This is a genomic window from Pseudarthrobacter sp. B907, from assembly GCF_040137805.1.
Taxonomy (GTDB): Bacteria; Actinomycetota; Actinomycetes; order Actinomycetales; family Micrococcaceae; genus Arthrobacter.
Window position 1 is genome coordinate 54884 of sequence record NZ_JBEEQE010000019.1, and the last position, 25859, is coordinate 80742.

Below are 25859 nucleotides of genomic sequence, written 5' to 3' on the forward strand. Positions count from 1 at the left end.
ATGGTCAGCCTCCCCGCGCAGATCCGGTGGCCCGCCGTCGTGCTGGTCCTGATGGCGGCTGCGTCCTGCAGCACGGGCCCGGGCACAGCCGGTCCCGGGGGCGCGACGGCGCCGTCGACGTCCGGGGCCGGGCCGCTGACGGCGGAAATCAGCCAGTTCCGTGACAACTACAGCCGGCAGATTATCGAGATCCAGCTGACCAACACCACCGGCGAGCCGATCACCGTTCTCGCGGCCGGGCTGCGGAGTCGGCTCTTTGCGTCCGCAATCAGCTGGAGCGCGGCGGACGCCGGCACTGAACTGCCGCCGGGCCAGACGAAGAGCCTGCCCGCCCGGCTCCCGGCCGCGTCCTGCCCCGATCAGGCCCCGCAGGACGCCGCCGCAGACCCGCCGGCCGCCGCCGTCGAAGTGCTGCTCGCGCCCGTCGCCGGCGCTCCGGGACGAACGGTCACGATCAAGGCCACAGACCCCTATGGTGTGCTGCCACGGAACAACAGCGAAATGTGTGTGGCGCAGGCGGCCGCCGAAGTGGCCGAATTCCGGTTCGGTCCGGAGCTGGAACTGTCCCTGGATGCCCGGACCGCCGTGCTGCATCTGGTCATCACCCCGCGTCACCCGGCCGGTGAACCCTCGGACCGGGCACTGACGATCAACAGCATCGGCGGGACCACACTCCTGGAGGAGGACCGCAGCGCGCCGTGGCCCAGCGGGCTGCGGGTCGACGCCGCCGGCCCGGTGCGCGAGGTGCGGCTCGGCATCCGTCCGGCCCGGTGCGCGAGGTGCGGCTCGGCATCCGTCCGGCCCGGTGCGACCCGCACGCCGTGGCGGAGGACAAGGTGGGCACGCTGATCCCGCTGCACGTCAAGGTCGCAGGCCGGGAGGGGGTGCTGAAGGTCGACGCGGGTGCGCAACTGCGGGGCCGGATCTACGATTTCGTCACTTCTGCGTGCGGACGCCAGTAGTCTGGTGCCATGTCCGCAGACGCCAGGAACGACGCAAGCTACACCGCCCCCACCGCCGAAACCAGCGACGAAGCCATCCAGGAGGCAGTCGAGCAGCTCCTGAACGCCGGGGTGCTCCCGCCCATCGTCCAGGTGGGGCACCCGGTCCTGCGCCAGCAGGCCGTTCCGTTCACCGGCCAGCTCGACGACGCCGAGCTTGGCCGGCTGGTCGACCTGATGCGCCGGGTCATGCACAAGGCGCCCGGCGTCGGGCTCGCGGCCCCGCAGCTGGGAATCCCGCTGCAGCTGGCCGTCCTGGAGGACCGGTTCGACGTCGACCCCGACGTTGCGGCGGCCCGCGGTCGGGAGCCACTGCCGTTCTTCGCCATGCTGAACCCGCGCTACGAGCCACTGGGCGCGGCCAAGAAGGCGTTTTACGAGGGTTGCCTGTCCCTGAACGGCCTGCAGGCCGCTGTGCTGCGGCCCGAATCCGTGCGGCTGGACTTCACCGCATTGGACGGAACAGTGCAGCAACGGGATTTCACCGGCTGGCAGGCGCGCATTGTGCAACACGAGACCGACCACGTGCACGGCGTCTTATACCTGGACCGGGCCGAGCTTCGCTCCCTGAGCAACAACGCCGAATACTCCGCCCGCTGGGCCCAGCCTGACATCAGCCACGCCCGGCAGGAACTGGGGTTCCTGCCGGACGACCCCGAAAGCTAGCCGGCGGGAGGTGCGGCGGGTGCTGCGGCCACCGTACCATCCTGCGGCGCCGGGTTGGCCGCCGTCGGAAGGTGGCGGGACCACCACTGCAGGATCTGGTCGAAGCGCTGCCGGCGGTGGTGCGGGGTGCCGGAGCGGGAAAGCTCATGGTTCTCGCCCGGGAAGACCAGGAACGCGGCCTCCACACCCAGCTGCTTGAGCGCGGTGAAATAGCGCTGGCCCTGTTCCACCGGGCAGCGCAGGTCCTCCTCGCTGTGGATGACCAGAGTGGGCGTTCGGACGTGCTCCACCCGGGCCATCGGGCTTTGCGCTGCCATCTGCTCGGCCGAGCGGCCGGTGTACTCGCCGCCGAAGAACCAGCCGATGTCCGAGGAGCCCGTGAAGCTCACCGGATCCAGGTAGCCGCGCTCCACGATGGCGGCCTTGAAGCGGTGGTCGTGGCTGATGGTCCAGGCCGTCAGGTAGCCCCCGTAGGAACCGCCCATGATGCCCAGGGCATCGCCGTCGAGCTCTTCGAACTTTTCCAGTGCCCCGTCCAGGAACGCCAGCACGTCCTGCATGTCCACGGTTCCCATGCGCTCCTTGATGGCGCGGCCGTGGGCCTGGCCGTACCCGGCGGAGCCGCGCGGATTGCACATCAGCACGGCATAACCGGCGGCGGCGTACACCTGGGCCTCGTCGAAGAGCGCCCCGGTGAACTGCGCAAACGGGCCGCCGTGGATGTTGAGCAGTACCGGGTGCGGCCCCTCCCCCGCGGGCGCGACGAGCCAGCCGTGCACCGGGTAGCCGTCGGGCGAAGCGAACGTGAGCTCCTGCGGGGCCAAGACGCCGGCGTCGGCCCGCAGCGGCGCCGAGAAGTCGGTCAACACCCGGAGCCCGCCGGCGTCGAGGACGGCGACGTCCCCGGCGGTCGCGGCGTCGCTGAAGCTCAGCAGCACCGCTCCGGCGCGTTCGGCCGCGGCCGTGACCACCCGGTCGCCGTCCAGCAGGGTGCTCCGCAGCCCGGCGGGGCCGAACTCCAGCAGCTCCATGGTGCCGCGAGCGTTGTTCAGGACGAGGACCCCGTTCGCGCCGGCCGGCTCCAGCCCGCCGGCCAGGTCCATGGTCTCCACGTCGCTGAGCGCGACCGGGTCCCCGCCGCCGGCAGGCATAACGAAGAGCGCCGTGTTGCGGGCCACGAAGTCCTGGCCCGAGGCGCCGAGATCCTGTGCCGTGAAGTAAAGCCACCGGCCGTTCCGGCTCTGGCGGACGGCCGAGACTGACAGCCGGGCCGTACCGGCGAGGGCCACCTCTTCCGGGGCGGCTCCACCGGTTGCCTCAGTTCCGTCCCCAGCGGGCAGCGGCAGCCGGTAGATCCCGCTGACCAGGTCGTTATCGCTGCCCTCGTGCAGGGCGGCGGTGAAGTACACGGCGCCGCCATCGGTGCTGAAGCTGGCGCCGTTGTGGTCGGTCGCTGCCGTGGTCAGCTGGCGTGCCTCCGGAGTTCGCCCGGCCGTTTTGCCGCCGGTCACTTTGCCGCCGTCGGCGGACGCGGCCGCCTTCAGGGCCCGGCCGGCCGGGGCCACGGCGGGCTCCTCGTCCAGGGACGGGACCTCGACGACGAACAGCTGCAGCGGTTTGTCCGCCGTGTAGCCGACGCCGTTCATCCGGTACTGGTAATCCGTGATCAGGCGGGCGTCCTCGCCGCCGGCGGAGACCCCGTCCACCGTGCCGTAGCGGCCGTCCTCGGGCGTCCGGGCGCCGAAGACGATGCTCCGGGAGTCCGGAGACCAGGTGAAGGCGCTCACGCCGAGCGGCGCATCCGTCACCGTTAGGGGCTCCCCGCCACCGGCCTCGACGACGTGCAGCTGCGGTTTGCCGCCGGGCGCCGCGCGGAGGAACGCCAGTACCTCGCCGTCCGGGGAAAAGTCCGGGGCGGTATCGCGGAAGCCGCGGGTCAGCCGGCGTGGCCGCAATGCCGGATCCACCGGCACGGTCCAGAGCTGGCCCACGTAGGCGTCGGCGTCGAAATCGGGGCGGACCACGGACACAACGGCCCGGGAACCGTCAGGGTGCACGGCCGGCGCCGAAACGGACTTGAGCAGGGGCAGATGTTCGGATTTCACGAGTGCGAGCCTAGCCGCTGCAGCCCGCGACGTGAAATGCCTCACACCGGCATGGCGCTGCCCGAAGGTCAGAGGTTGGGCCCGGGTGTGCCGGGCCTACGATGGACTCTATGCCCGCCGCCTCCCTCGCTGCCCTCGTGTGCCCCGTATGCCGGAGCCCGTTCGCGGCGGGCAGCGGCCATCGCTCCCTCGTTTGCCCCGCCGGGCACAGTTTCGACGCCGCCAAACAGGGCTACTTCAACTTCCTGACCGGGAAGGGCACCGTGTTCGAGGCGGACTCCGCGGACATGGTCGCGGCGCGCTTCGACTTCCTCTCGGCAGGGCACTACCGGAGCCTGGCCGACGCCGTCGCCGACCTCGCCGCGCCGTTCCTCGCCGGTGCCGGGGCGGCCGTGCTCGACGCCGGCACCGGCACCGGGCACTACCTGCGCGCCCTGCTGGACCGCGTCCCGGCGGCCGCCGTGGGCCTGGACATCTCCAAGTTCGCGCTGCGCCGGGCAGCCCGGCTGAACCCGGAAGCGGTCAACCTCGTCGGCGACGTCTGGCAGCCGCTGCCGCTCGCGGACGACGCCGTCGACGTCGTCACGGTGGTGTTCGCGCCTCGCAACGCGGCCGAATTCGCGCGCGTGCTCCGGCCGGGCGGCCGCCTGATCGTGGTCACGCCCAGGCCCGGCCACCTGGCCGAGGTCGCCGGGCAGACCGGCATGCTGGGGATCGAACCCGCCAAGGACGAGCGCCTCGCGGCCTCGCTGGCCGGTGACTTCGCCGCGCGCGGCGGACGAGAGCTGGACCTGGCGTTGAGCCTCTCACCGTCCGATGTGGCCAACCTGGCCCTGATGGGCCCGGCCGGCCACCACCTGGACCGCGGAGCCCTGGCCGCCCGCATTGCCGGCCTCCCGCCCCGCACCGCCGTTTCCGCGCGGTTCCGGATCAGCGTCTTCGAACCGGTCAAGTACGCGGCGACGGACCCGCCAACGTAACGACTTGGCCACGTTCGCCTGCTGATTTCCGCATCCCATGCCGGTCGTTGCCGTCCGGCTTAGGATGGAACCACGTTACGGAGGGCCTGCGCCTGCAGGCGCCCGGACGTATCGGCAAGGGGGAAATGATGTTTGAATGGCTGGCCGAAAACTGGTGGGCGTTGTGGCTCACGATTTTTCTGGTGTTCGCGGTGGTGGAAATGCTCACCCTCGACCTGTTCTTCATCATGCTCGGCGGCGGTGCCCTGGCCGGGCTGATCTCCGCATTCGCTGGCGCCGACCTCTGGCTCCAAATCGTTGTCTTCAGCGTTGTCTCGCTCTTGATGATCGGCTTCGTGCGGCCCGTAGCCCTCAAGCACCTGCGCAGCAGCCCGGCCGACCAGCGCAGCAACATCGAACGCCTGATCGGCGAATCCGCCCTCGTCGTTGAACCCGTAAGCGCCACCGGCGGCCGGGTCAAGATCGGCGGGGACGTCTGGAGCGCCCGGATGGAAACCGGGGAGCTCGCCCCCGGACAGCACGCCGTCGTCAGCGCCATCGACGGGGCTACCGCCGTCGTTGTTCCGGAACAGGACACGGCCGCGCCGTAACGGCCCCGCCTCGAATGGGGCCCACAAAATCTTCCTGCCGCCGCCACCGGCTGCAGGATCCGCGGCAGCCGGACCGCCGCACAGACAAAACCACATATCTGGGGAAAAGGTGATGTATGGATATCGCAGTCGCAATAGTGCTGCTGGTACTCGTTGCGTTCGTAATAATCGTGCTGGTGCGCTCGGTGCGGATCGTGCCGCAGGCCCGCGCCGGCGTTGTGGAACGCCTTGGCAAGTACCAGCGGACGTTGAATCCGGGCCTGACCATCCTGATCCCCTTCGTTGACCGGCTGCTGCCGCTGCTCGACCTGCGCGAACAGGTGGTCTCCTTCCCGCCGCAGCCGGTGATCACCGAGGACAACCTCGTGGTCTCGATTGACACCGTGGTCTACTTCCAGGTCACCGACGCGCGGGCCGCCACTTACGAGATTGCCAACTACATCCAGGCAGTCGAACAGCTCACGACGACGACGCTGCGTAACGTCGTCGGCGGCCTGAACCTCGAAGAGGCGCTGACCTCGCGCGACCAGATCAACGGCCAACTGCGCGGTGTGCTGGACGAAGCCACCGGCCGCTGGGGCATCCGGGTCTCCCGGGTGGAGCTCAAGGCGATCGACCCGCCCCACTCCATCCAGGATTCGATGGAGAAGCAGATGCGCGCCGAGCGTGACCGCCGCGCCGCGATCCTGACCGCTGAAGGAACCAAGCAGTCCGCCATCCTCACCGCCGAAGGCCAGCGCCAGTCCTCGATCCTGAAGGCCGAGGGTGACGCGCAGGCGGCCATTCTGCGGGCCGACGGCGAGGCGCAGGCCATCCAGAAGGTCTTCGACGCCATCCACAAGGGCAACCCGGACCAGAAGCTGCTGGCCTACCAGTACCTGCAGACGCTCCCGAAGCTCGCCGAAGGCACCTCCAACAAGCTGTGGATCATCCCCAGCGAGGTCGGCGAGGCGCTCAAAGGCATCGGCAACGTCCTGGGCGGCACCAACCCGGACCCGCGCGCGGACGGCAGTTAACGCCTGAGTCACTAGGGAGGCACCCGTTCCGGCGGGTGCCTTTCCCGTCTCACCGGCTTTACCTGCGGCGCCGCACCCGCGTATAGTTGAGTATTTGTCCGGGCGGTTCAGCCTGCCGGAACAATTAAGCTTCGCGGCGCGTTATATCTACTGACGATTTCTGCAGTGGGGAACGCCCAACAAATCGCATGCAACAAGTAGTCCGGCGTGGTCCTGGTGGCTCCCGGCTAGCGCAGGGCCCGGCCCTGCGAACCGATCATAAGGGAGAAAAGATGAGCGATCGCAGCCTGCGGGGTATGCGCCTTGGCGCACAGAGCATGGAGACCGAATCCGGCGTCGAACCGGCTCCGCGCCAGCGCGTTGAGTACCGCTGCGAGGACGGCGAGCAGGTGTTTGTGACGTTCTCCTCCGAGGCGGAGATCCCCCCGGTCTGGGTTTCCAAGACCGGCAAGGAAGCCCTGCTGGTCGACGGCGAACGCCCGGTCAACAGCAACGAAAAGGCCGTCCGCACCCACTGGGACATGCTGCTGGAGCGCCGCTCCCTGCCGGAGCTGGAGCAGATCCTCGAAGACCGGCTCACCATCCTGCGTGAACGCCGCGGTGAACGCCGCTCGGCCTAGTCGGCCAGCCACTGAGCACAAGGCCGGGCCGGCACCTCATGGAGGTGCCGGCCCGGCCTTTTCGTCCCCGGCGCTACTTGCGGCCGAGCTTCCGGCTGAGGGTGTTCCAGCGGGCGGTGAGTCCCCACTTGGTCACGTTGATCATGGCTTCGACCACGATGTTGCCGCTCATCTTCGACGCGCCGAGTTCGCGCTCCACGAAGGTGATGGGCCGCTCCACAATGTTCAGGCCCAGCTTGGCGACACGCCAGGCGAGGTCCACCTGGAAGCCGTAGCCCACCGAATCGACCGAATCCAGATTGAGCTTCTCGAGCGTGCTGCGGCGGAAGGCGCGGAAGCCGCCGGTGACGTCCTTGATCTTGACGCCCAGCATGATCCGCGCGTAGGTGCTGCCGACGCGGGAGATGGCCTGGCGGTACAGCGGCCAGTTCACCACGCTGCCGCCCAGAACCCAGCGCGAACCCATCGCGAGGTCGGCGCCCTGCTCCACGGCCTCGATCAGCTGCGGCAGCTGCTCCGGCTTGTGCGAGCCGTCCGCATCCATCTCAACGAGAATGTCGTAACCGGCGTCGAGGCCCCACTTGAAGCCGGCGATGTACGCCGCGCCGAGACCGGCCTTGCCCTCCCGGTGCAGGACGTGGACTTGGCTATCCTCTGCTGCGATGCGGTCCGCGAGCTGGCCCGTGCCGTCGGGGCTGTTGTCATCGACCACCAGGACGTCGGAGGCTGGCACAGCGGTGCGAAGGCGCCCAAGGGTCTTGGGCAACGATTCCAGCTCGTTGTAGGTCGGGATGATCGTGAGGACACGCACAGCGGGGCCTTTCCTTGGAGGGAGCGGTCGAAGGCCGGGACAGTCGGCTTTAGCCGACTGCAGGCACAGCTCCCCATTATAGTCAGTCGTCCGGCCGCCGCCGGGCGCGGACGTTAGCTTCCGAGCGAGCCGGCGGAGAAGAGTTCGACGCCGTCGCGCACGGTCTGCAGGCAGACTGGATCGCTGCCGGTGTCGAGGGCCGGCAGCAGGGGCGTCCGGGCCCGCGGGTCCGTGCTCCAGGACTGGACCCTGCCGTCGGCGACCTGGACCATAAGCTCTTCGACTTGCCAGACCGCGAAGCTCGCCGGGGCGCCCGGCACAAGCTGGCCCGCCATCGGGTTCCGGTACCGCGCGGCCCGCCAGCCCGCCCTGGTGTGCCCCAGGAAAGCGGCCCGTGCGGAGATCCGCTCGTCCGCGTTGTGGTGCTCCAGGCAGGCGCGGACGCTGGACCAGGGCCGCAGCGGCGTAACCGGGCTGTCGCTGCCGAAGCAGACCGGCACACCGGCGGAGTAGAAGGAACCGAAGGGGTTCATGGCCGTGTGCCGGGCGCCGAGCCGCTGGGCGTAGAGCCTCCCCTCCCCGCCCCAGAGTGCGTCGAAGACAGGCTGGGCGCTGACCGTCACCGAGTACTGGGCCAGCCGGGCGATGGCGTCCGCGTCGGCGATTTCGACGTGTTCCAGCCGGTGGCCGGCAGCGCGGACGCGCTGTTCGCCCACGTCGGCGGCGGCGCGGTCCAGGGCCTGAAGCGCGGCGTCGAGCCCGGCGTCGCCGATCACGTGGAAACCGGCCTGGATGCCGAGCACCGAGCACGCCGCAATGTGGGCGGCCGCCTCGTCGACGGAGAGGTACTGGCTGCCCCGCTCCCCCGACGCGTCGCTGTAGTCGCTGCGCAGGGCGGCGGTGCGTGAACCGATGGAGCCGTCCATGTTCAGGTCCCCGGCCAGGCCAAGTACGGGGACGCCCAGGCTTTCGAGGATGGCCCGCGCATGCTCCGCCGAAGAAGCTAGCTGGCCCCAGTACGGCAGGATCTCCGGCACGGCCTCGCCGGTCCGGCCGCGGGTGTTCCAGCCGGCCGCGAGTTGCAGGTCTTCGATGCTTGCGATGTGCGGGGCCGCCATCTCGGCCAGCGCCACGTAGCCGTTGGCGGCCGCCTCGGCCAGGGCAGCCTGCTGGTAACTGCGCCGGGCGTCGGCCGGGAGTTTCCGGGCGGCGAGCCGGGCGGCCGTGTGGGCGGCCCGTTTGACCTGCCCGTCGGAGGCCCCGTCGGAGGCGCCGTCGAGGCCCTCAAGCCCTGACGCCGCGGCCAGCGACGCGGAGACCAAGGCCGAGTGCACGTCCACCCGGGAGAGGTAGACGGCCCGGCCGCCGGCAGCCCGGTCCAGCTCCTCCCGGGTCGGCAAGGCGGGGTCAGCCCAGAGCGCCTCGTCCCAGCCGTGCCCCAGCACCGGCCCCGCCCCTCCCGAACCCGCGGAGTGGGCGACGGCGTCGAGCAGTTCGGCCGCGGAACGGACTCCGCCGAGCTGCAGCGAATCCAGCGCGATCCCGGTTTCCGTCAGGTGCACGTGCGAGTCCACGAAGCCAGGGGCCAGCAGCCCGCCCTGCAGGTCAATGACCTCCATCGAGGAGTCGGCGATGGACGTGGCCGCCTGTTCGGAACCGACCCAGGCCACCGTGTCGCCGTCGACCAGCATGGCCGTCGCGAAGGGGTCCGCCGCGGTGTAAACGGAGCCGTTGCGGTACAGCGTCACCTTGCGCGGTTGCTGCGGTGCCTCGGATGCCTCGGACGGTGAAGCGGTCATGGTGCGGATCTCCTTGTTGCAGGTCGCCGGCGGCGGGGCCGGCCAGGGTGAAGAAAGGGCGGGCGGGCAGGGGGCCGCTAGGGAAGGCTCATGCGACGGCCGAGTAGGCGACGACGCCGCGCTTGACCAGCGTGATCGCTTCGGCGCAAAGCCGTGCCACACGCGGTTCGAGTCCGGGGATTTTGGCCAGCTGGTCCAGCAGGTCGATGACCTGTTTGACCCACCGGACAAAGTCGCCGGCGGCCAGGTCCGTGCCGCTGAGCACCTCCTGGAGGTGGCGGCCCTTGGCCCATTTGAAGATGGGCCAGACCAGCCCCAGTTCGGGCTCCCCGGTGAGGGGCAGTTTGTTGGCTTCCTCGACATCCTCGAGGGCCGACCATTCGCGCACCACGGTGTCGACGGCGGACTCCAGCGAGACGCTCGGCATCTTGGGCCGCAGGCCGCGGTCCTCGCGCTTGGCCTGGTAGACCAGGACACTGGCCAGCGCCGCGATTTCGGCGGCATCGAGGTCACTGAAGGCGCCCATCCGCAGCGACTGCGAAATGAGCAGGTCCTTTTCGCCGTAGATCCGGCGGAGCCGCTGGCCGTCCTGGCTGATAGAGAGGGTCCCCGCGTCCGAGGTTTCGAGATAGCCGTAGCTGGAGAGCACGCCGCAGACCCGGTCGAAGGTCTTGGCGATCGTGTTGGTTCGGCCCTGGATCTGGCGGATCAGGCCGTCGGTCTCCTGGCGCAGCTTCCACCAGCGCTCGGACCAACGGGCGTGGTCCTCGCGGTCGCTGCAGCCGTGGCAGGGGTGGGCCCGCAGTTCGCGGCGCAGCTCGGCGATCTTCTTCTCCATGTTCGGCAGCGCGGCGGCACGGCCGAAGTCCTCGTTCCGGTTCGGCGGTGCCGGCGGGCGGCTCTCCCGGATGGCGTTGCGGACCGAGGAGGCGAGGTCGCGCCGGGATTTGGGCACCTTGGCGTTGAAGGACTTGGGGATCCTGACCCGGGTGATCGGCGCGAGCGGGCCTTCGACGTCGTGCAGGCCGATCCGGCGCAGTTGGTTGTCCAGGGTCATCACGGCCGGGCGCGGCTCACGGGAGTGGTGGTCCGAACTCAGCACCACGGCGAGGCCGGGCGCCCGGCCCGAGGGTACGTCCACGACGTCCCCGGGCAGCAGCCGGCTCAGGGAGTCCTCGGTGAGCGACTTCCGGGCCCGCGAGGTGCCCTTCGCCGCGCTGTTCTCGGCGTCGGAGAGCGCCCGGCGCAGCCGGGCGTACTCGGTGAAGTCGCCAAGGTGGCATTCCATCGACTTGCTGAAGCCGGCGAGGGATTCCTCCCGGCTGCGGACCTGCTTGGCCAGCCCGACGACGGAGCGGTCGGCCTGGAACTGTGCGAAGGAGGACTCGAGGATTTCCCTGGCGCGCGGCCGGCCGAACTGCGCCACGAGGTTGATCGACATGTTGTAGGTGGGCCGGAAGCTGGAGTTCAACGGGTACGTCCGCCGGGACGCGAGGCCGGCCACGGCTGCCGGATCGGTCCCCGGCTGCCAGAGCACGACGGCGTGGCCCTCCACGTCGATCCCGCGCCGGCCCGCCCTGCCGGTGAGCTGGGTGTACTCCCCCGCGGTGATGTTGACGTGCGCCTCACCGTTGAACTTGTCGAGCTTCTCCAGCACCACACAGCGGGCCGGCATGTTGACGCCCAGCGCGAGGGTTTCAGTGGCGAACACGGCCTTGACCAGGCCGTCTACAAAAAGCTTCTCCACCACTTCTTTGAACGTCGGCAGCATGCCGGCATGGTGCGCGGCGAGGCCGCGGAGCAGCCCGTCCCGCCAGCTCCAGAAGCCCAGCACGTCTAGGTCGTCGGACGGGATGTCCTGCGCGGCCTCGTCGACGCGCCGCGCGATGACGGCCTGTTCCTGCTCGGTGGTGAGCCACAGCCCGGCGGAGACGCACTGCGCCACCGCGGCGTCGCAGCCCGCGCGCGAGAAAATGAAGGTGATGGCTGGCAGCAGGTCCATCCGGTCCAGGCTGGCGATCACCTGCGGGCGGCTTGCCTTCCGGACCGGGCTGCGGGTGCCCTGCGGGGCCTCGGCCCGCTGGCTGCGCTGGTTCCGTTGGCGCTGGTTGCGGCCGCCGTGGCCGAAGCGTCCGCGGAAGTTCATCTGGCTTTCGGCCCGCGCCATGGACAGCAGTTCCGGGTTGACCTCGAAGCCAGCCTGTTCGGTGATCACGCTGCTGGCGGTCTCCGCGGTGGCGGACACGGCGGCGACGGCGGCCTCTCCCGCCGGGGCGATCTCGTCGAAGCTGGTGTCGCCGGCAAACAGGTCCACGATCTTGCGCCCCACCATCACGTGCTGCCAGAGCGGGACAGGACGGTGCTCGGAGACGATCACGTCGGTCTGGCCGCGGACCGTGTCCAGCCAGGCACCGAATTCCTCGGCGTTGGAGACCGTGGCGCTCAGCGACGCGACCTGCACCTCGCTGGGGAGGTGGATGATGACCTCTTCCCAGACGGCGCCGCGGAAGCGGTCGGCGAGGTAGTGCACCTCGTCCATCACCACAAAGCCCAGGTCGTCCAGAGTCTCCGAGTCCGCGTAGAGCATGTTGCGGAGCACCTCGGTGGTCATCACCACCACGGGAGCTTCGCCGTTGATGCTGGTGTCACCGGTAAGCAGGCCCACCTGGTCGGCGCCGTACTTCTCCGCGAGCTCGGTGTATTTCTGGTTGCTCAAAGCCTTGATCGGCGTCGTGTAGAAAGCCTTCAGGCCGCGCTGGAGCGCCAAGTAGATGGCGAACTCGCCGACGATGGTCTTGCCGGCCCCGGTCGGGGCCGCGACCAGCACCCCACGGCCTGCCTGAAGCGACAGGCACGCCTCGCGCTGGAACGGATCGAGGTCGAACGCGAGCGAGCGGGTAAAGCCGCCCAGGTAGGTCTTGGCTTCTGCGGCCCGCTCGGCGCTGGCGCGGTAGCGCTCGGACGGCGACTCCGGCCCGGGTAGTGAGGACATGCTTCCAGCCTAGTGCGCCAAGGGCTAGAGATTCTCCAGCTCGGAGCTCGGCGTCGCCTGGTCGGCGGTGGCTTCGGTCTCGGCGGCCACCTTGGCGGCACGCTTCTCGCGCCGGCGGTCGTTGAGCAGGCACAGCCCGATCGCTGCGAAGAACAGCACCAGCATGGGCACGGCGAGGTAGAACATGCTCATCGCGTCCGCGCCGGGGGCGGCCATGGCGGAGAAGAGGCAGACCAGGAACACAGTGATCCGCCAGCTCTTGACCAACTGCTGGCCCTTGACGAGCCCGGCCAGGTTCAGCCCGAAGAGCACCACCGGCAGCAGGAATGCGATGCCGAACGCCAGCAACAGCCGCAGCACAAAGGACAGGTACACCTGGGCGCTGATGAAGTTGGAGCCGCCCGAGGGGGTGAAATCGGTCAGCACGCGCACGGCGTTCGGCAGCACCAGCCAGGCCAGCAGGACACCACCGACGAACAACGGTACGGCGGCCGCCACGAAGGAGAGCGCCAGCCGCCGTTCCTTCTTGTGCAGCCCCGGGACGATGAAGGCCCAGAGCTGGTAGAGCCACACCGGGCTCGCGACGATCAGGCCCAGGAATACGGACACCTGGATCATCAGGTCAAAGGAGCTCGCCACGCCGTCGAAGTTCAGCGACGCCTGCCGGCCCTCGTGCTCGTTCAGGTCGCGGATCGGTTTGATCAGCGCCGCCAGCATGGGCTGGTAGACGAGGAACCCGACGACGGTCCCGAGGACGACGGCGATGGCCGCCTTAAACAGCCGGTTGCGCAGCTCCTTGAGGTGGTCCAGCAGGGCCATCCGGCCCTCGGGGTTCGATCGGCGGCTCATGGTTACTGCCATGTGGTTCTAGGCGCGGTTCGACGGCGGAACGTCGGTTCCCTCGCCGGGGCGGCTTTCGGTGCCGTTGGACCGGGGGTGGTTCACGACTTTGCCTTCGACGGCGTCGGAATCGGCCGCCGCCTCGGGGTTGCCGTCCTTCTTCATTTCACGGACCTCGGATTTGAAAATCCGCATCGACTGCCCCAGGCTGCGGGCCATTCCGGGCAGCTTCGGTGCAGCGAAAAGCACCAGTGCCAGGACGATGATGATAATGAGATGCCAGCCTTCAAGCCTCATGCCGGGTGGTCCTTTCGTTTGAATCCATCGTATGTCTAACGGAGATTGATGTCGCGCAGCGCTTGGGGCTGGCCACGCTCCGCCTTGCGCCGGATCCGGCGCAAGCGCCGGGCTTCCTGCCGGGCAACTTTCGATGCATGGTAATCATGTCGCATCGATGCGGGCGGGGCAAAAACGGCCGAACCGGGCGCGGCCCGCAGGCCGGATCCGGTGCCTTCCCCGTCGCCGTTAGAGCCTACGGCGTCCACATGAACAACAGCTGAACCGGAGGTAAGCGGAGCGGAGGCGAAGTTGGAGAAGCGGTCCCCCGCCTCCCCGAGCTCCTTGACCGTGGCCATGAACTGCCGGAACAGCCGGACGCCTAGCACGCCGTAGAAGAGCAGTGACAGCGAAATGAGCGCTATCCAGATCACGATCCAGGTCCACCAAGGCATGCTGATCAGTCTAGCTGGCGTGCCGCGTGCTCCTCGTACCCGGCGAGGGCGGCGCCCAGCCATTCCCGGGCCGCTGCGGCCAGGGCGGGGGGCTGCAGTATCCGGACGGCCCCGCCGTGCTGGGCAGCGAGCATGGGCAGCCAGTCCGCGCTGCCGAAGCGGATTTCCGCCAGCATGTTCCCGTCCGGAAGCGCCGCGGTCCGCTCGGCGTAGTAGTCGTCAGCGAGCCCGGCACCCTGTCGGGTCAGCTCCAGTACCACCACGGCGTCGTCGTCGTTGGGGGTGAACAGCTTCACCGGGAAGCCGCCGGCCGGGTTGGCGGCCGAGGACGCCGGACGGCCGGTGGGCGCCAGTTCCTGGATCCGGTCCAGCCGGAAGTTCCGCAGGCCCTCCGCGGTGTGGCAGTACGCCTCGAGGTACCAGGTGCTGTCCATCGAGTAGAGCCGGTGCGGGTCGACGTCGCGCTCGGAGACGGTGTCTCGCTGCGGGGCGAGGTACTTGAGCCGCAGCTGCGCGCCGGTCCGGATCGCCTCGCGCGCCGTTGCCAGGGTGGCGGAATCCGCCGGGGCCACCTCGGGGCCGGAGACGGCCGCGGCCTTGAGGCCCTCCTCGCCCGCGGCGGCCATGAGCTTGAGCGTGACGGATTCGAGGGCGCCGCCTACGTCGAGACCCGGCAGGCCGTTGAGCGCCTCCAGACCGGTCAGCAGCGCGCAGGCCTCGTCGACGCTGAACCGGACCGGCCGCTTGAGGTCCAGGTCCTCGAAGATGTAGACGTGGTCGTCGTCCCACCGGATATCCAGCAGATCGTCCGGGTAGCCCTCCGGCAGGCCCGAGCAGATCAGGATCCGCAGGTCATCTTCCAGTTCCTTGCGGGTGACGCCAAAACGGTCGGCGACCTCGCTGATATGCAGGCCCTGGTTGTGGACCAGGAACGGGACCAGCTGCAGCATCCGCTTGAGCTGGTCCTCAGAGGTGCGCTTCCGGGTCCGTTTGGGGTGTTCCGAGCGCGGGAAGTCGACGGGCGGCTCGGGGGCCGCGGCGAAGGCGGCGGCGGCTTCCAGCCTCCTCCGCACGGCCGCGTGCAGCCCGTGCGGGGCGACGACGACGGCCTTCGGGCCGTAGGAGGCGAGTTCCGCGGCGAGGGTTTCCGCGTCCCGGTACGGCACGCTGAGCCGGTCGAAGCCGGAACGCGGCGGGAGTGCGGAGGCCTCGGCGGAGTTTTCCGCGTCGGTTTCTGCGCTGCCCGGTCCGGTGCCGCCGTCGAAAGGCACGGAGTGCTTGCGCAGCCCCAGCAGCGCACCGGCGGCGACGTCGACGACGGCGTGCCGGACGGGCAGTTCCGGCAGGGCGGCCAGCTGTTCGCGGACGTTGAACGACGGCGGCGGGGTGAAAGTCTCCTCCAGCACGGTGACGGCGGAGGTGAAGCGCGAGAGCCGGAAGAACCGCTTGTCGCCGCGCGCGCGGTCGTGGCCCACGAGGTACCACTGGCCGAAGCGGCTGCCCAGGCCCCAGGGCTCGACGGTGCGGGTTTCCTCCTGCCCGGTGCTGCCGGCCAGGTAGCGGAAGCTCACGGGGTGCTGGGCGTGGATGGCCGTGACGAGGTCCTCGAAGGCCTGGCCGGCCGGCCGGATGCGGGGCTGGACCCCGGGGGGAAGTTCGGCGTCCAACAGGCCCCCGGAGGCCTGGAGCTTGCGCACGGCATTCCGGGCTGCCGAGCCGAGGGCGGCCTGTTCCCAGAGCTGCGCGGCCAGAATCAGGACCGTGCATTCCGCAGGGGTGAGGCTGACATCCGGGAGGCGGTTGGATTCCTTGCCGATCCGGTACCGGGTGGTCGCGGGATCGTCCGATCCCCAGCCCGTATCGGTCACCGTCTCCACTTCAAAGCCGAAGTGGCGCAGTTCGCCCTTATCCCGCTCGAACATCCGCCCGAAGGCGGCCTCGGTGCTGGTGCTGTCGTGGTAGACCTTCTCGCGCAGTTCGCTGCGGCGCAGGCCGTACCTGGTGTTGAGCAGCGCGATGAGAAGGTTCAGGAGTCGTTCGGTACGTGAGGCGGACACTCCGCAAGGTTACTAAAGTCCCCGCGCTTAAACGGCGAAAGCGCGGCAACAGCCGGAAGAACTTTCCGATTGTTACCGCGCTTTCGCAGGCGGGCGCTGGGCCGGGCGGGGTGGGCCCTTAGCGGACGGCCACGAGGTCGACGACGAAGATCAGGGCCTCGTTGGGGCCGATCGCTCCCCCGGCGCCACGGGAGCCGTAGGCCAGTTCGGAGGGGATCTCCAGCCGGCGGCGGCCGCCGACCTTCATGCCCAGCAGGCCCTGGTCCCAGCCCTGGATGACCTGGCCGACGCCGACGCGGAAGTCCAGGGGCGCGCCCCGGCCCCACGACGCGTCGAACTCTTCGCCGGTGGACCAGGCGACGCCAACGTAGTGGGTGGAAACGGTGTCGCCGGCCTTGGCCTCGGGGCCGTCGCCCTCGATCAGGTCGGTGATAACGAGCTCGGTGGGTACTTCGCCCTCGGGGAAATCAATTTCCGGCTTCTGGCGGTCGAGGTTGCGCTGTCCAAATGACATGGTTGCTCCTTCTGGGTGGCTGAATGGGTGGTGCGGGTTTACTTGACGCTTAGGATGTCGACGACGAACACGAGGTCGCCCTTGGCGTCGCCCTGGCCCTGTTCGCCGTAAGCGAGGTCCTTCGGGATGACCAGCAGGACACGGGAGCCGACGGTCTTGCCGGCGAGGCCCTGGGTCCAGCCCTTGATCACGCCGTTGAGCGGGAACGTGGCCTTCTTGCCGCTGTCGAAGCTGGAGTCGAAGACCTTGCCCCCGGCCAGCGCCACACCGACGTAGTTGACGGTGATGGTGTCGGTTTCCTTGACCGCCTGGCCCTTGCCCTTGATCAGGTCCTGGGAGATGAGCGCGGTGGGTGCGGGCACGCCGTCGACGGAGATGACCGGAACGCCCTTGTCGTTTTCCTTGACGGTGGGCAGGCCGGCCGGCGGGGTCACGGCGTCGCCCTCGGGCTTGTCCAGGACCTTGGGTGCGTCCTTGACCGCGAGGATCTTGACCACCAGCAACTGCGAGGGCTGGGCTGCGCCGCCTTCGGCGCTGGCGGCCTTGCCGGGCACTGCCAGGGCCAGGTGGGAGCCGACCTTGGCGCCGACGAAGGCGTTGTAGATGAAGGCGCTGCCGGACTTGAGATCGTCGTTCAGCTCGAGCTTCTCGGGATCCTTGGCGAAGGTGTCCTCGAGGGTTGAGCCGTCCTTGCCGTTGAAGGCGACAATCGAGATGTCCGCGACCTGGTTGGCCTTGACGCGGTCGCCGTCGCCTTCCTTGACCACCTTGATGGTGGGGTCCTTGACCTCGAGCGGCTTGGTGAACTCGACGCCGGGGGCCTTCTTCTCGCCGTTGTCCGTCAGTTTCAGGGAGTCGAGCTTTGCGGTCTCACCGGCGGACTGGCTGGTGGGCTCGGGGGCGGCTGGTTCGCCGCCGCCACAGGCGGTGAGCAGCAGCAGTCCGGGGATGAGAATTGCTAATAGTCGGCGCACGTAAGAACTTTCGTCGGGGCAGGATGGACGCTTCGCCGGCCGGCTGCCAGCGGCAAAGCATGCGGTAGCCGTGAAACGGCACCTTCCCCAGAATAACGCGGAAAGCTGGGTATCAGCCCATAGAGTCCAGCAGGGCGTCCACCCGGTCGTCCACACTGCGGAAGGGATCCTTGCAGAGAATGGTCTGGTGGGCGCGGTCGTTGAGCTTCAAATGGACCCAGTCCACGGTGTAGTCGCGGCCCAGTTCCTGGGCCCGGCGGACGAAGTCGCCGCGCAGTTTCGCCCGGGTGGTCTGCGGCGGGGCGTCGACGGCGTCCTTGACCGCGGTGTCGTCCACCACGCGCCGGGCCGCGCCGCGGGACTGGAGCAAATAGAAGAGCCCGCGGCTGCGTGAAATGTCGTGGTAGGTGAGGTCAAGCTGCGCGATCCGGGGCGCGTCCAGCTCCAGGCCGTGCCGTTCCCGGTAGTTGTCCATGAGCTTCTTCTTGATCGCCCAGTCCACCTCGGTGTCGATGGCGCTCGTGTTCTCGCTCTCGATCGCGTCCAGGGTGCGCTCCCACAGGTCCAGGATCAGCGGGACGTGGGCGTTGTGGGCCCCCCGGTCCGCCACGAACTCGGTCACCTTGGCCAGGTATTCGCGCTGGATTTCCAGGGCGGTCAGCTGCCGGCCGTTGGCGAGGCGCACCACCGCGCGCCCGCTCAGGTCGTGGGAGATCTCCCGGATGCTGCGGATGGGGTTCTCCATCCGCATGTCCCGCATGATGACACCGGCCTCGATCATCCGGAGGATCAGGTCCACGGTGCCGACCTTGAGCAGGGCCGTGGTCTCGGACATGTTCGAGTCCCCGACGATCACGTGCAGCCGCCGGTAGAACTCGGCGTCGGCGTGCGGCTCGTCGCGGGTGTTGATGATGGGCCGCGAGCGGGTCGTGGCCGAGGAGACGCCCTCCCAGATGTGGTCCGCACGCTGGGAGAACGCGAAGGTGGCCCCATGCGGGGTCTTCAGGATCTTGCCCGCGCCGGCGATCAGTTGGCGGGTCACGAGGAAGGGGATCAGGATTTCGGCGAGCCGGGAGAATTCGCCGCGGCGCGGGATCAGGTAGTTTTCGTGGCTGCCGTAGGAGTTGCCGGCCGAGTCGGTGTTGTTCTTGAACAGGTACACAGTGCCGTTGAATCCTTCGGCCGCGAGGCGTTCCTGCGCCTCGTTCACGAGGTCGTCCAGGATCAGCTCGCCGGCCCGGTCATGGGCGATCAGCTGGGCCAGGTCGTCGCATTCGGCGGTGGCGTATTCGGGGTGCGAGCCCACGTCCAAGTACAGCCGGGACCCGTTGGTCAGGAACACGTTGGAGGACCGCCCCCAGCTGACCACCTTGCGGAAGAGGTAGCGGGCCACTTCTTCCGGCGCCAGCGGGCGGGACTCGGGGCTCGAGTAGGAGATTCCGAATTCGGTTTCGATCCCGAAAATGCGCTTGTCCATTTCAGTTCTCCTCAGCCAGCAGTGCCACCACGTCGGCGTCGTCGAGGCGGCGGAACGCGCGCCGGGTGCCCCGGCTGCTTTCCGAGCCGCGGTCCAGCACGGCGACCTCCACGGCCGACGCCGGCAGCGCGTCGGCCTCCTTGTCCGCGACCAGTCCGGCCAGGGCCAGGCGGATCGCCCCGGCGAAGTCCAGCTCTCCGCGCCAGCCGGCGGCGACGGCCTCGGAGACCTTGTCGGCCTGGCCGCCCATCACGATGAACCCCTGCTCGTCCGCGATGGAGCCGTCGAAGGTCAGCCGGTAGAGGTGGTCGGCTTCCGGGCTTGCCCCGACCTCGGCCACGGCCAGTTCCACCTCAAAGGGCTTCTGTTCGGCCGTGAACACCGCGCCGAGGCTTTGGGCGTAGACGCTGGCGAGTCCGCGGGCCGTAACGTCCTCGCGGTCGTACGAGTAGCCGCGGACGTCCGCGTACCGGACCCCGGCCTGGCGCAGGCTCTCGAACTCGTTGTACTTGCCGACGGCGGCGAAGGCGATCTTGTCGTAGATCTCGCCGATTTTATGCAGCGACGGTGAGGGGTTCTCCGCCACGAGGGCAATCCCGTCCCGGCAGCTGATGACCACCACTGACCGTCCCCGGGCGATGCCTTTCCGGGCGAAGTCCGCCCGGTCCTTCATCAGCTGTTCGGGCGAGACATAGAACTGCTGGGTCATCTCAGGCCTCCCGCTGGGCAACGGCCCGTGATTCGATGATGGTCCCGGCCACCGCCGCGAGCTGGCGCTCGGGGATGCGGACGGCGCCGGAGCGGCTGACGGTGTAGACCACGGGCCAGAGCTGCCGGACAGGGTCCGGGCCGCCGGTGGCGGAGTCGTCGTCGGCCGCGTCGTAGAGCGCTTCAACGGCCACCTGGACGGCATCCGCTTCCGGGAGGCCGGGCCGCCAGAGTTTCTTCAACGCCCCGCGGGCGAACATGGAGCCCGAGCCGACGGTGTGGTGTTCCTGCTCCTCGTAGCGGCCGCCGGTGACGTCATAGGAGAACAGGCGGCCGACGCCGGCAGGCCGGTCAAAGCCGGCGAACAGCGGGACGACGGCGAGGCCCTGCATCGCCATCGGCAGGTTGCCGCGGATCATCGCGCCGAGCCGGTTAGCTTTCCCGTCCAGGCTCAGTTGCGTGCCTTCAATTTTTTCGTAGTGCTCCAGCTCAACCTGGAACAGCCGGGTGATGTCCAGGGCGATGCCGGCGGTTCCGGCGATGCCGAGCACGGAGTACTGGTCCGCGGGAAACACCTTCTCGATGTGCCGGCTGGCGATCACGTTGCCCATGGTTGCCCGGCGGTCCCCCGCCATCAGCACTCCCCCGGCGTAGGTCATGGCGACGATCGTGGTGGCGTGCGGGGTCTGCAGCGGGGCGGCGGCGGTTCCGGCCGGGATGCCGTGCTGCAGGGCGTTATACGGCAACAGTTCGGGCCGTGAACGCTGCAGGTGCTCGGTGAATGAGGACGTCGCGCCGGCTGCTACCTGATTGGCTGATGTTTCCTGCACTGGTGCACTCCCTCAACGTAGTGGATCAACGACTTCCGGCCCTCAGCCCTGTGTCTCCTCAGTTCCGGTTCCCTCCAGTAGTGCCCCGCCCGGCCGGTGGCCCTACTGGCCACCCTTCTGGACGAAGGCCCGGACAAACTCCTCGGCGTTGGACTCCAGGACGCCGTCGATTTCGTCCAGGAGGTCATCCACGCCCTGGGTCGCGGCGGAGGCCTGGGCCTCGGGCGCCGCCGGCGGTGCCGCGATCTCCTCCTCGACCTCGGTATCGCGGGACTGCGGCTGCTGCTGCTCCTGGCCTGCCATCGTTTTCTCCTATCGGTCTTCGCCGTGCGCTGTCGTCGCACTGCGTTGTCCCCCGGATGTACCCGCGTGCACGGGACGTCCTGTAAGCAATATTGCCACGCCCGGGCCCCGCGCGGGGGCCTTTGCGGTTACGAACCGGGGGTCAGTCCCAGGAGCTCGGCCAGGAACGGCCCGGCCTCGCGGTGCCGGGCAAACAGGCCGCCGGTCAGGGCCTCCGTGCCGCGCAGCGGTTCGCGGGTGGGGACCCGCTGGAGCTTGCCACGGCCGGGCAGGTCAAAGATCACCGAGTCCCAGCTCGCACCCACCAGATCCTTGCCGAAATGGCTGACGCAGCGCCCGCGGAAGAAGGCCCGGGTGTCCGACGGCGGCTCCGTCACGGCCCGTGTGATCGCCCCGTCCTCGACGATCCGCTGCATCCGCTCGCGGGCCAGCAGCCTGTAGTAGAGGCCCTTCTCGGGGCGGATGTCCGCCCACTGCAGGTCCACCAGGCCCAGCCGGGCGTCCGACCATTCCAGCCCGTCGCGCTGGCGGTAGCCCTCCAGCAGGGACAGCTTGGCCAGCCATTCCACCGTCGACGCGGCGGCCGCCCGGTCGCTGTCCAGCGCGGTGAGCGTCGAGGACCAGCGCTCAAGCACCTCATGGGTATGCCCGTCGCCGTCGACGGCGTCCGCCACACCGGTGTCCTGCGCCAGTTTCGCGGCCGCCTCGAAGTACATCCACTGCAGATCCAGCGCGGTGACGCGGCGCCCGTCGAGCAGCCGCAGCGTCGTCGTCAGCGAGGTGTCGTGGCTGACCGCCTGCAGGGCCGCCACCGGCTCGTGAACCTCGATGTGCGGCGCCAGGCCCGCCTCGATCAGGCTCAGGACCATGGCGGTGCTGCCGAACTTAAGGAAATTAGAGCCCTGGCTGAGGTTCGCGTCGCCGATGATGACATGCAGCCGGCGGTACTTGTCCGCGGTGGCGTGCGGCTCGTCCCGGGTGTTGATGATGGGGCGGCGGATGGTCGTCTCGAGCCCCACCTCGGTTTCGAAGAAGTCGGCCCGCTGGCTGATTTGGTAGCCGGGCCGGGAGCTGTCCTGGCCCAGCCCCACCCGGCCGGCGCCGCAGATGATCTGGCGGGTGACGAAAAACGGCGTCAGTCCGCGCACGATCTCCCCGAAGGGGACCGAGCGCGGCATCAGGTAGTTCTCGTGCGAGCCGTAGGAGACGGACTTGTTGTCCGTGTTGTTCTTGTACAGGTTGATCGGCGGCAGGTCCGGGTCTGCGGCCAGCCGGCGGACGGCGGCAAGGGCCACCAGGTCCCCGGCGGCATCCCAGACCACCGCGTCACGCGGACTGGTGACTTCCGGGCTGGAGTATTCCGGGTGGGCGTGGTCCACGTAGAGCCGCGCGCCGTTGCCCAGCACCATGTTCATCAGCAGCGAGCCGGACTCGTCCTCGCAGTCGTGGTCGAGCTCGGCGCGGCCGTACGCCAGGGCGATCGCCTCCGCGTCCAGGGCCGGCGGCTGGTCGGTGAGCTGTTCGGGCTCGGCCGCGCTCCGCTCAAGGGTCCAGCCCCGGGCATCGTGCAGAGGCTCCTCGTCGGTGTAGTCCCACCGCGTCTCGGCGCCGCCGGCCGCGCGCTGCCGCGTCACCTGGGCGTAGGCCTGGATGACGCGGGCGGACATCATGGTGGCGTTGGCGCCCGGCGCGGACGGCGCGTGGATGCCGTACTCGGTTTCCGAGCCCATCACGCGCATGGCGCCGCCGGCGGGAAGGCCTCCGGAACCCGCTGAGGGACCCGCCGTCACAGGTACTGGCCCGTGCTGGGCATCGTCTCGATGGACTTCCCGGGTTCCTGGCCGGCCTTGCCTTGGACGATGGTGCGGATGTACGTGATGCGTTCGCCCTTTTTGCCGGAAATCCGTGCCCAGTCATCCGGGTTCGTGGTGTTGGGCATGTCCTCGTGCTCACGGAACTCGTCGATGACGGCGCGGAGCAGGTGGTCGATGCGCAAACCCTTCTGGCCGCTGGTGAGCAGGTCCTTGATGGCGGACTTCTTGGCCCGGTCCACCACGTTCTGTACTACGGCGCCGGAGTTAAAGTCCTTGAAGTAGAGCATTTCGGTGTCACCGTTGGCGTAGGTCACCTCGAGGTACTCGTTGGACTTCTCGGTGGAGTACATGGCCTCCACGGTGCGCTGGATCATGGCGTCCACCGTGGCCTGGATGTCGCCGTTGTGCTCGGCCAGGTCCTGCTCGTGGAAGGGCAGGTCCGTGGTGATGTATTTGTTGAAGATGTCTGCCGCGGCCTCGGCGTCGGGGCGCTGGATCTTGACCTTGACGTCCAGCCGGCCCGGGCGCAGGATGGCCGGATCGATCATGTCTTCCCGGTTGGACGCGCCGATCACGATCACGTTGTCCAGCCGCTCCACGCCGTCGATCTCGCTGAGGAGCTGCGGCACGATGGTCGTCTCCACGTCCGAGGAGATGCCGGTGCCGCGGGTGCGGAACAGCGAGTCCATCTCATCGAAGAACACCACCACCGGGCTGCCCTCGGACGCCTTCTCCCGGGCGCGGGCAAAGATCAGCCGGATGTGCCGTTCGGTCTCGCCGACGTACTTGTCCAGCAGTTCGGGTCCCTTGATGTTCAGGAAGTAGCTCTTCATGTCCGTCTTGCCGGCGCGCTCGGCGGCCCGGGCGGCCAGCGAGTTGGCCACCGCCTTGGCGATCAGGGTTTTGCCGCAACCCGGAGGGCCGTACAGCAGGATCCCCTTGGGTGCCTTGAGGCCGTGCTCGCGGTACAGGTCGGGGTGCAGGAACGGCAGTTCGACGGCGTCGCGGATCTGTTCGATCTGCGGGCCGAGGCCGCCGATGTCCTGGTAGGTGATGTCCGGGACTTCCTCGAGCACCAGGTTTTCCACCTCGGAGCGCGGAATCTTCTCCAGTGCGTAGCCGGTGCGGGTGTCGATCGAAAGGGCGTCGCCCACGCGCAGCTTTTGCGCCAGCAGGGCGCCGGAGAGCCGGATGACGCGCTCCTCGTCGGCGCGGCCCACCACCAGGGCGCGGTCGGAGCCAAGCAGCTCCTTGAGTGTGACGAGGTCGCCGGCCCGCTCGTAGCCGAGCCCGGCGACCACCAGCAGGGCCTCGTTGAGCAGCACTTCCTGGCCGACGGCGAGCTGGTTGATGTTCACCAGTGGGCTGATGCCGACCCGCATTTTCCGGCCGGCGTTGAAGATGTCCACGGATTCTTCGGTGGCGGCCTGCCCGCTGCTGCCCGGGGCGGGGTGCCGCTTCGGGTTCAGTTGCAGGATGGTGCCGAAACTGTACGGCGGCTGCCCCTCCTGGTCCAGGGCGTTTTTCAGCCGCAGGATCTCCGCTTTGGCCGTCTCCAGCATGCCAACGAGCTTGGAGTTGTTTTGCGTGGCGGCCGCGAGCTGACGGTCGATGTGGCGGAGTTTGTCGCGCAGGATGTTGACCTGGCGCTCGGCGACGGACAGTTCAGCGGCAGCGTAACGGTCGACGTCGGCTACCCCCGCCGTTTCAGACCCGCCGGCGGCCGCAGCCGCCAGGGCCTCGTCCTGTGCCGGCGTGCGGCCGGTCTCGTTGTTCGGAGTCTCCATCGTGCATCAGCCCCTTCAGTACTTCTGTTAAGACCATAGCCCCAAGACGGCGGGTGCTGCTGAAGACTTCCGAAATGCGGACTAGTTCGTAGCCCCGGGGGTGTCCTTGACGTTGGTGCCGGCGATTGCGTCGCGGGCCGCGCGGCGCAGCTTCTTGTCCGAGACGGCCCGTTCACCGACGGCGCCGGGGGTCCAGGCGTTGACGTCCTCGGCGTCGAACTCGGTCTTGGACGGCCGGCGCTTCACGGAGATGCCGGTGACGCCGTCGGCCAGCCGGCGGGTAACCAGCAGGAACCCGGTGTGGGCCACCATCCGGTGGTCCGGGCGCACGGCAAGGCCCTCAAGGTGCCAGCCGCGGACCATGGACTCCCAGGCGTCCGGCTCGGTGAAACGGCCGTCCGCGCGGATGGCCTCGGCGGTCCGGGACAGCTGCGTAACAGTCGCGACATAGTTGATCCAGACGCCACCCGGAGCGAGGACGGTGGCGACGGCGTCGAGGCATTCCCAGGGGGCGAGCATGTCCAGGACCACGCGGTCCACGGAGCCGGGCGCCTCGGTCCGGACGACTTCCTCCTGGAAGTCGCCGAGGCTGATCTGCCAGGCCGGGTGGGGGCCGCCAAAAATCGTCTCGACGTTGCCGCGGGCGATGTCGGCGAACTCTTCACGCCGTTCGAAGGAGTGCAGGTAGCCGTTGTCCCCCACCGCGCGCAGCAGCGAGATGGACAGTGCGCCGGAGCCGACGCCGGCCTCGACCACGCGGGCGCCCGGGAAGATGTCCGCCATGGTGACGATCTGGCCGGCGTCCTTGGGGTACACCACGGCCGCGCCGCGCGGCATCGAGAGGACAAAGTCGGAGAGCAGCGGGCGCAGCGTCTGGTACTGCTGGCCGACGTTGTTCACGACGACGGATCCGTCCGGCTTGCCGATGATCTCGTCGTGGTTGAGGAAGCCGCGGTGCGTGTGGAACGCGCCGCCGGCCTCGAGGCTGATGGTGTTCATGCGGCCGCGTTCGTCGGTGAGCTGCACCCGCTCCCCCTCGCGGAACGGCCCGCGGCGCCGGTTGGCCCCCACAGGGGCAGTAGCTGTTTCCGTGGCCGGCGCCAGCGGGCTCTCGACGGCGGTGCGCTCCCCGCTGGGGGTGGCATTGGCGGCAGTGTCGCTGCTCATGGGATGTTTCCTCGCTCCTGTAAAGCTTTGGTGGCCGCGGCTGTGGCGGCTGGCACCGGCCCGTGGTTCTTGGGCCG

At 68.9% G+C, this 25859-nt stretch carries 24 protein-coding genes; 7 read left to right on the plus strand and 17 right to left on the minus strand.

What is annotated here, in order from left to right; all coding sequences use genetic code 11:
- Genes ABLI39_RS15085 through ABLI39_RS15095 form a run of 3 tightly spaced genes read left to right on the plus strand, consistent with a single transcriptional unit; the run spans position 1 to position 1667 of the window.
- Entirely contained in the window at positions 1 to 849 is an 849-nt protein-coding gene (locus tag ABLI39_RS15085; RefSeq protein ID WP_349414270.1) for a hypothetical protein, read from the plus strand.
- Entirely contained in the window at positions 837 to 962 is a 126-nt protein-coding gene (locus ABLI39_RS15090) for a hypothetical protein (RefSeq protein ID WP_349414271.1), read from the plus strand. Before ABLI39_RS15085 ends, ABLI39_RS15090 begins: the two co-directional genes overlap by 13 nt.
- Before the next feature lie 9 nt (positions 963 to 971).
- Positions 972 to 1667, plus strand: coding sequence for a peptide deformylase (locus tag ABLI39_RS15095; RefSeq protein ID WP_349414272.1), 696 nt, complete (start codon positions 972 to 974; stop codon positions 1665 to 1667).
- Here ABLI39_RS15095 and ABLI39_RS15100 read toward each other — a convergent pair.
- Positions 1664 to 3772 (minus strand): S9 family peptidase, encoded by a 2109-nt coding sequence (locus ABLI39_RS15100; protein WP_349414273.1) that lies wholly within the window; start codon positions 3770 to 3772, stop codon positions 1664 to 1666. The genes ABLI39_RS15095 and ABLI39_RS15100 overlap by 4 nt on opposite strands.
- 110 nt (positions 3773 to 3882) lie before the next feature.
- Here ABLI39_RS15100 and ABLI39_RS15105 point away from each other — a divergent pair, with 110 nt between their 5' ends.
- The 4 genes from ABLI39_RS15105 to ABLI39_RS15120 all read left to right on the plus strand — a co-directional run bounded on the left by ABLI39_RS15105 (position 3883) and on the right by ABLI39_RS15120 (position 6978).
- Positions 3883 to 4752 (plus strand): methyltransferase domain-containing protein, encoded by an 870-nt coding sequence (locus tag ABLI39_RS15105; RefSeq protein WP_349414274.1) that lies wholly within the window; start codon positions 3883 to 3885, stop codon positions 4750 to 4752.
- Positions 4753 to 4880: 128 nt separating this feature from the next.
- Complete coding sequence (locus tag ABLI39_RS15110; protein WP_349414275.1) at positions 4881 to 5342, plus strand: NfeD family protein; 462 nt, start codon at positions 4881 to 4883, stop codon at positions 5340 to 5342.
- 116 nt (positions 5343 to 5458) lie between these two features.
- Entirely contained in the window at positions 5459 to 6358 is a 900-nt protein-coding gene (locus ABLI39_RS15115) for an SPFH domain-containing protein (protein WP_146337544.1), read from the plus strand.
- 272 nt (positions 6359 to 6630) lie between these two features.
- On the plus strand, positions 6631 to 6978 hold the full coding sequence (locus ABLI39_RS15120) for an RNA polymerase-binding protein RbpA (protein WP_026266329.1): 348 nt from the start codon (positions 6631 to 6633) through the stop codon (positions 6976 to 6978).
- Positions 6979 to 7051: 73 nt separating this feature from the next.
- On the opposite strand, the gene ABLI39_RS15125 is transcribed toward ABLI39_RS15120, so the two are convergent.
- The 16 genes from ABLI39_RS15125 to ABLI39_RS15200 form a co-directional block, all read right to left on the minus strand.
- Positions 7052 to 7789 (minus strand): polyprenol monophosphomannose synthase, encoded by a 738-nt coding sequence (locus ABLI39_RS15125; RefSeq protein WP_349414276.1) that lies wholly within the window; start codon positions 7787 to 7789, stop codon positions 7052 to 7054.
- 113 nt (positions 7790 to 7902) lie between these two features.
- On the minus strand, positions 7903 to 9588 hold the full coding sequence (locus ABLI39_RS15130; RefSeq protein ID WP_349414277.1) for an amidohydrolase: 1686 nt from the start codon (positions 9586 to 9588) through the stop codon (positions 7903 to 7905).
- 88 nt (positions 9589 to 9676) lie between these two features.
- Positions 9677 to 12580: a DEAD/DEAH box helicase gene (locus ABLI39_RS15135; protein ID WP_349414278.1), complete on the minus strand. Its 2904-nt coding sequence runs from the start codon at positions 12578 to 12580 to the stop codon at positions 9677 to 9679.
- Between the two features lie 24 nt (positions 12581 to 12604).
- A complete protein-coding gene (tatC, locus tag ABLI39_RS15140; RefSeq protein ID WP_349414302.1) occupies positions 12605 to 13399 on the minus strand; it encodes a twin-arginine translocase subunit TatC in 795 nt (264 codons plus the stop codon).
- Positions 13400 to 13447: 48 nt separating this feature from the next.
- Positions 13448 to 13717, minus strand: a complete 270-nt coding sequence (tatA, locus tag ABLI39_RS15145) for a Sec-independent protein translocase subunit TatA (protein ID WP_349414279.1) — start codon at positions 13715 to 13717, stop codon at positions 13448 to 13450.
- A gap of 35 nt (positions 13718 to 13752) precedes the next feature.
- Positions 13753 to 14151, minus strand: a complete 399-nt coding sequence (locus ABLI39_RS15150; protein ID WP_349414280.1) for a hypothetical protein — start codon at positions 14149 to 14151, stop codon at positions 13753 to 13755.
- Positions 14152 to 14156: 5 nt separating this feature from the next.
- Positions 14157 to 16208, minus strand: a complete 2052-nt coding sequence (locus ABLI39_RS15155) for a helix-turn-helix transcriptional regulator (protein WP_349414281.1) — start codon at positions 16206 to 16208, stop codon at positions 14157 to 14159.
- A gap of 118 nt (positions 16209 to 16326) precedes the next feature.
- Positions 16327 to 16722 (minus strand): FKBP-type peptidyl-prolyl cis-trans isomerase, encoded by a 396-nt coding sequence (locus ABLI39_RS15160; RefSeq protein WP_349414283.1) that lies wholly within the window; start codon positions 16720 to 16722, stop codon positions 16327 to 16329.
- Between the two features lie 38 nt (positions 16723 to 16760).
- Positions 16761 to 17696 carry an FKBP-type peptidyl-prolyl cis-trans isomerase gene (locus ABLI39_RS15165; RefSeq protein WP_349414284.1) on the minus strand — a complete coding sequence of 312 codons (936 nt, stop codon included), beginning with the start codon at positions 17694 to 17696 and terminating at the stop codon, positions 16761 to 16763.
- A 112-nt stretch (positions 17697 to 17808) separates the two neighbouring features.
- On the minus strand, positions 17809 to 19173 hold the full coding sequence (gene pafA, locus ABLI39_RS15170; protein ID WP_349414285.1) for a Pup--protein ligase: 1365 nt from the start codon (positions 19171 to 19173) through the stop codon (positions 17809 to 17811).
- 1 nt (position 19174) lies between these two features.
- Positions 19175 to 19882 carry a proteasome subunit alpha gene (gene prcA / locus ABLI39_RS15175; protein WP_349414286.1) on the minus strand — a complete coding sequence of 236 codons (708 nt, stop codon included), beginning with the start codon at positions 19880 to 19882 and terminating at the stop codon, positions 19175 to 19177.
- 1 nt (position 19883) lies between these two features.
- Positions 19884 to 20711 carry a proteasome subunit beta gene (prcB, locus tag ABLI39_RS15180; protein WP_349414287.1) on the minus strand — a complete coding sequence of 276 codons (828 nt, stop codon included), beginning with the start codon at positions 20709 to 20711 and terminating at the stop codon, positions 19884 to 19886.
- A gap of 102 nt (positions 20712 to 20813) precedes the next feature.
- Positions 20814 to 21014: a ubiquitin-like protein Pup gene (locus ABLI39_RS15185; protein ID WP_349414288.1), complete on the minus strand. Its 201-nt coding sequence runs from the start codon at positions 21012 to 21014 to the stop codon at positions 20814 to 20816.
- A 128-nt stretch (positions 21015 to 21142) separates the two neighbouring features.
- Complete coding sequence (gene dop / locus ABLI39_RS15190) at positions 21143 to 22753, minus strand: depupylase/deamidase Dop (protein WP_349414303.1); 1611 nt, start codon at positions 22751 to 22753, stop codon at positions 21143 to 21145.
- A gap of 47 nt (positions 22754 to 22800) precedes the next feature.
- Positions 22801 to 24615, minus strand: coding sequence for a proteasome ATPase (arc, locus tag ABLI39_RS15195; protein ID WP_349414289.1), 1815 nt, complete (start codon positions 24613 to 24615; stop codon positions 22801 to 22803).
- Between the two features lie 81 nt (positions 24616 to 24696).
- Positions 24697 to 25782, minus strand: coding sequence for a tRNA (adenine-N1)-methyltransferase (locus tag ABLI39_RS15200; RefSeq protein WP_349414290.1), 1086 nt, complete (start codon positions 25780 to 25782; stop codon positions 24697 to 24699).
- Positions 25783 to 25859 lie beyond the last annotated feature (77 nt).

What these genes read in the sequence shown, in the direction of transcription:
- ABLI39_RS15085 (WP_349414270.1), top strand. Translation starts at nt 1, where the DNA reads ATGGTCAGCCTCCCCGCGCAGATCCGGTGGCCCGCCGTCGTGCTGGTC.
- ABLI39_RS15095 (WP_349414272.1), top strand. Translation starts at nt 972, where the DNA reads ATGTCCGCAGACGCCAGGAACGACGCAAGCTACACCGCCCCCACCGCC.
- ABLI39_RS15105 (WP_349414274.1), top strand. Translation starts at nt 3,883, where the DNA reads ATGCCCGCCGCCTCCCTCGCTGCCCTCGTGTGCCCCGTATGCCGGAGC.
- ABLI39_RS15110 (WP_349414275.1), top strand. Translation starts at nt 4,881, where the DNA reads ATGTTTGAATGGCTGGCCGAAAACTGGTGGGCGTTGTGGCTCACGATT.
- ABLI39_RS15115 (WP_146337544.1), top strand. Translation starts at nt 5,459, where the DNA reads ATGGATATCGCAGTCGCAATAGTGCTGCTGGTACTCGTTGCGTTCGTA.
- ABLI39_RS15120 (WP_026266329.1), top strand. Translation starts at nt 6,631, where the DNA reads ATGAGCGATCGCAGCCTGCGGGGTATGCGCCTTGGCGCACAGAGCATG.
- ABLI39_RS15130 (WP_349414277.1), bottom strand. Translation starts at nt 9,588, where the DNA reads ATGACCGCTTCACCGTCCGAGGCATCCGAGGCACCGCAGCAACCGCGC.
- ABLI39_RS15135 (WP_349414278.1), bottom strand. Translation starts at nt 12,580, where the DNA reads ATGTCCTCACTACCCGGGCCGGAGTCGCCGTCCGAGCGCTACCGCGCC.
- tatC (WP_349414302.1), bottom strand. Translation starts at nt 13,399, where the DNA reads ATGGCCCTGCTGGACCACCTCAAGGAGCTGCGCAACCGGCTGTTTAAG.
- tatA (WP_349414279.1), bottom strand. Translation starts at nt 13,717, where the DNA reads ATGAGGCTTGAAGGCTGGCATCTCATTATCATCATCGTCCTGGCACTG.
- ABLI39_RS15150 (WP_349414280.1), bottom strand. Translation starts at nt 14,151, where the DNA reads ATGCCTTGGTGGACCTGGATCGTGATCTGGATAGCGCTCATTTCGCTG.
- ABLI39_RS15160 (WP_349414283.1), bottom strand. Translation starts at nt 16,722, where the DNA reads ATGTCATTTGGACAGCGCAACCTCGACCGCCAGAAGCCGGAAATTGAT.
- pafA (WP_349414285.1), bottom strand. Translation starts at nt 19,173, where the DNA reads ATGGACAAGCGCATTTTCGGGATCGAAACCGAATTCGGAATCTCCTAC.
- prcA (WP_349414286.1), bottom strand. Translation starts at nt 19,882, where the DNA reads ATGACCCAGCAGTTCTATGTCTCGCCCGAACAGCTGATGAAGGACCGG.
- ABLI39_RS15185 (WP_349414288.1), bottom strand. Translation starts at nt 21,014, where the DNA reads ATGGCAGGCCAGGAGCAGCAGCAGCCGCAGTCCCGCGATACCGAGGTC.
- dop (WP_349414303.1), bottom strand. Translation starts at nt 22,753, where the DNA reads ATGCGCGTGATGGGCTCGGAAACCGAGTACGGCATCCACGCGCCGTCC.
- arc (WP_349414289.1), bottom strand. Translation starts at nt 24,615, where the DNA reads ATGGAGACTCCGAACAACGAGACCGGCCGCACGCCGGCACAGGACGAG.
- ABLI39_RS15200 (WP_349414290.1), bottom strand. Translation starts at nt 25,782, where the DNA reads ATGAGCAGCGACACTGCCGCCAATGCCACCCCCAGCGGGGAGCGCACC.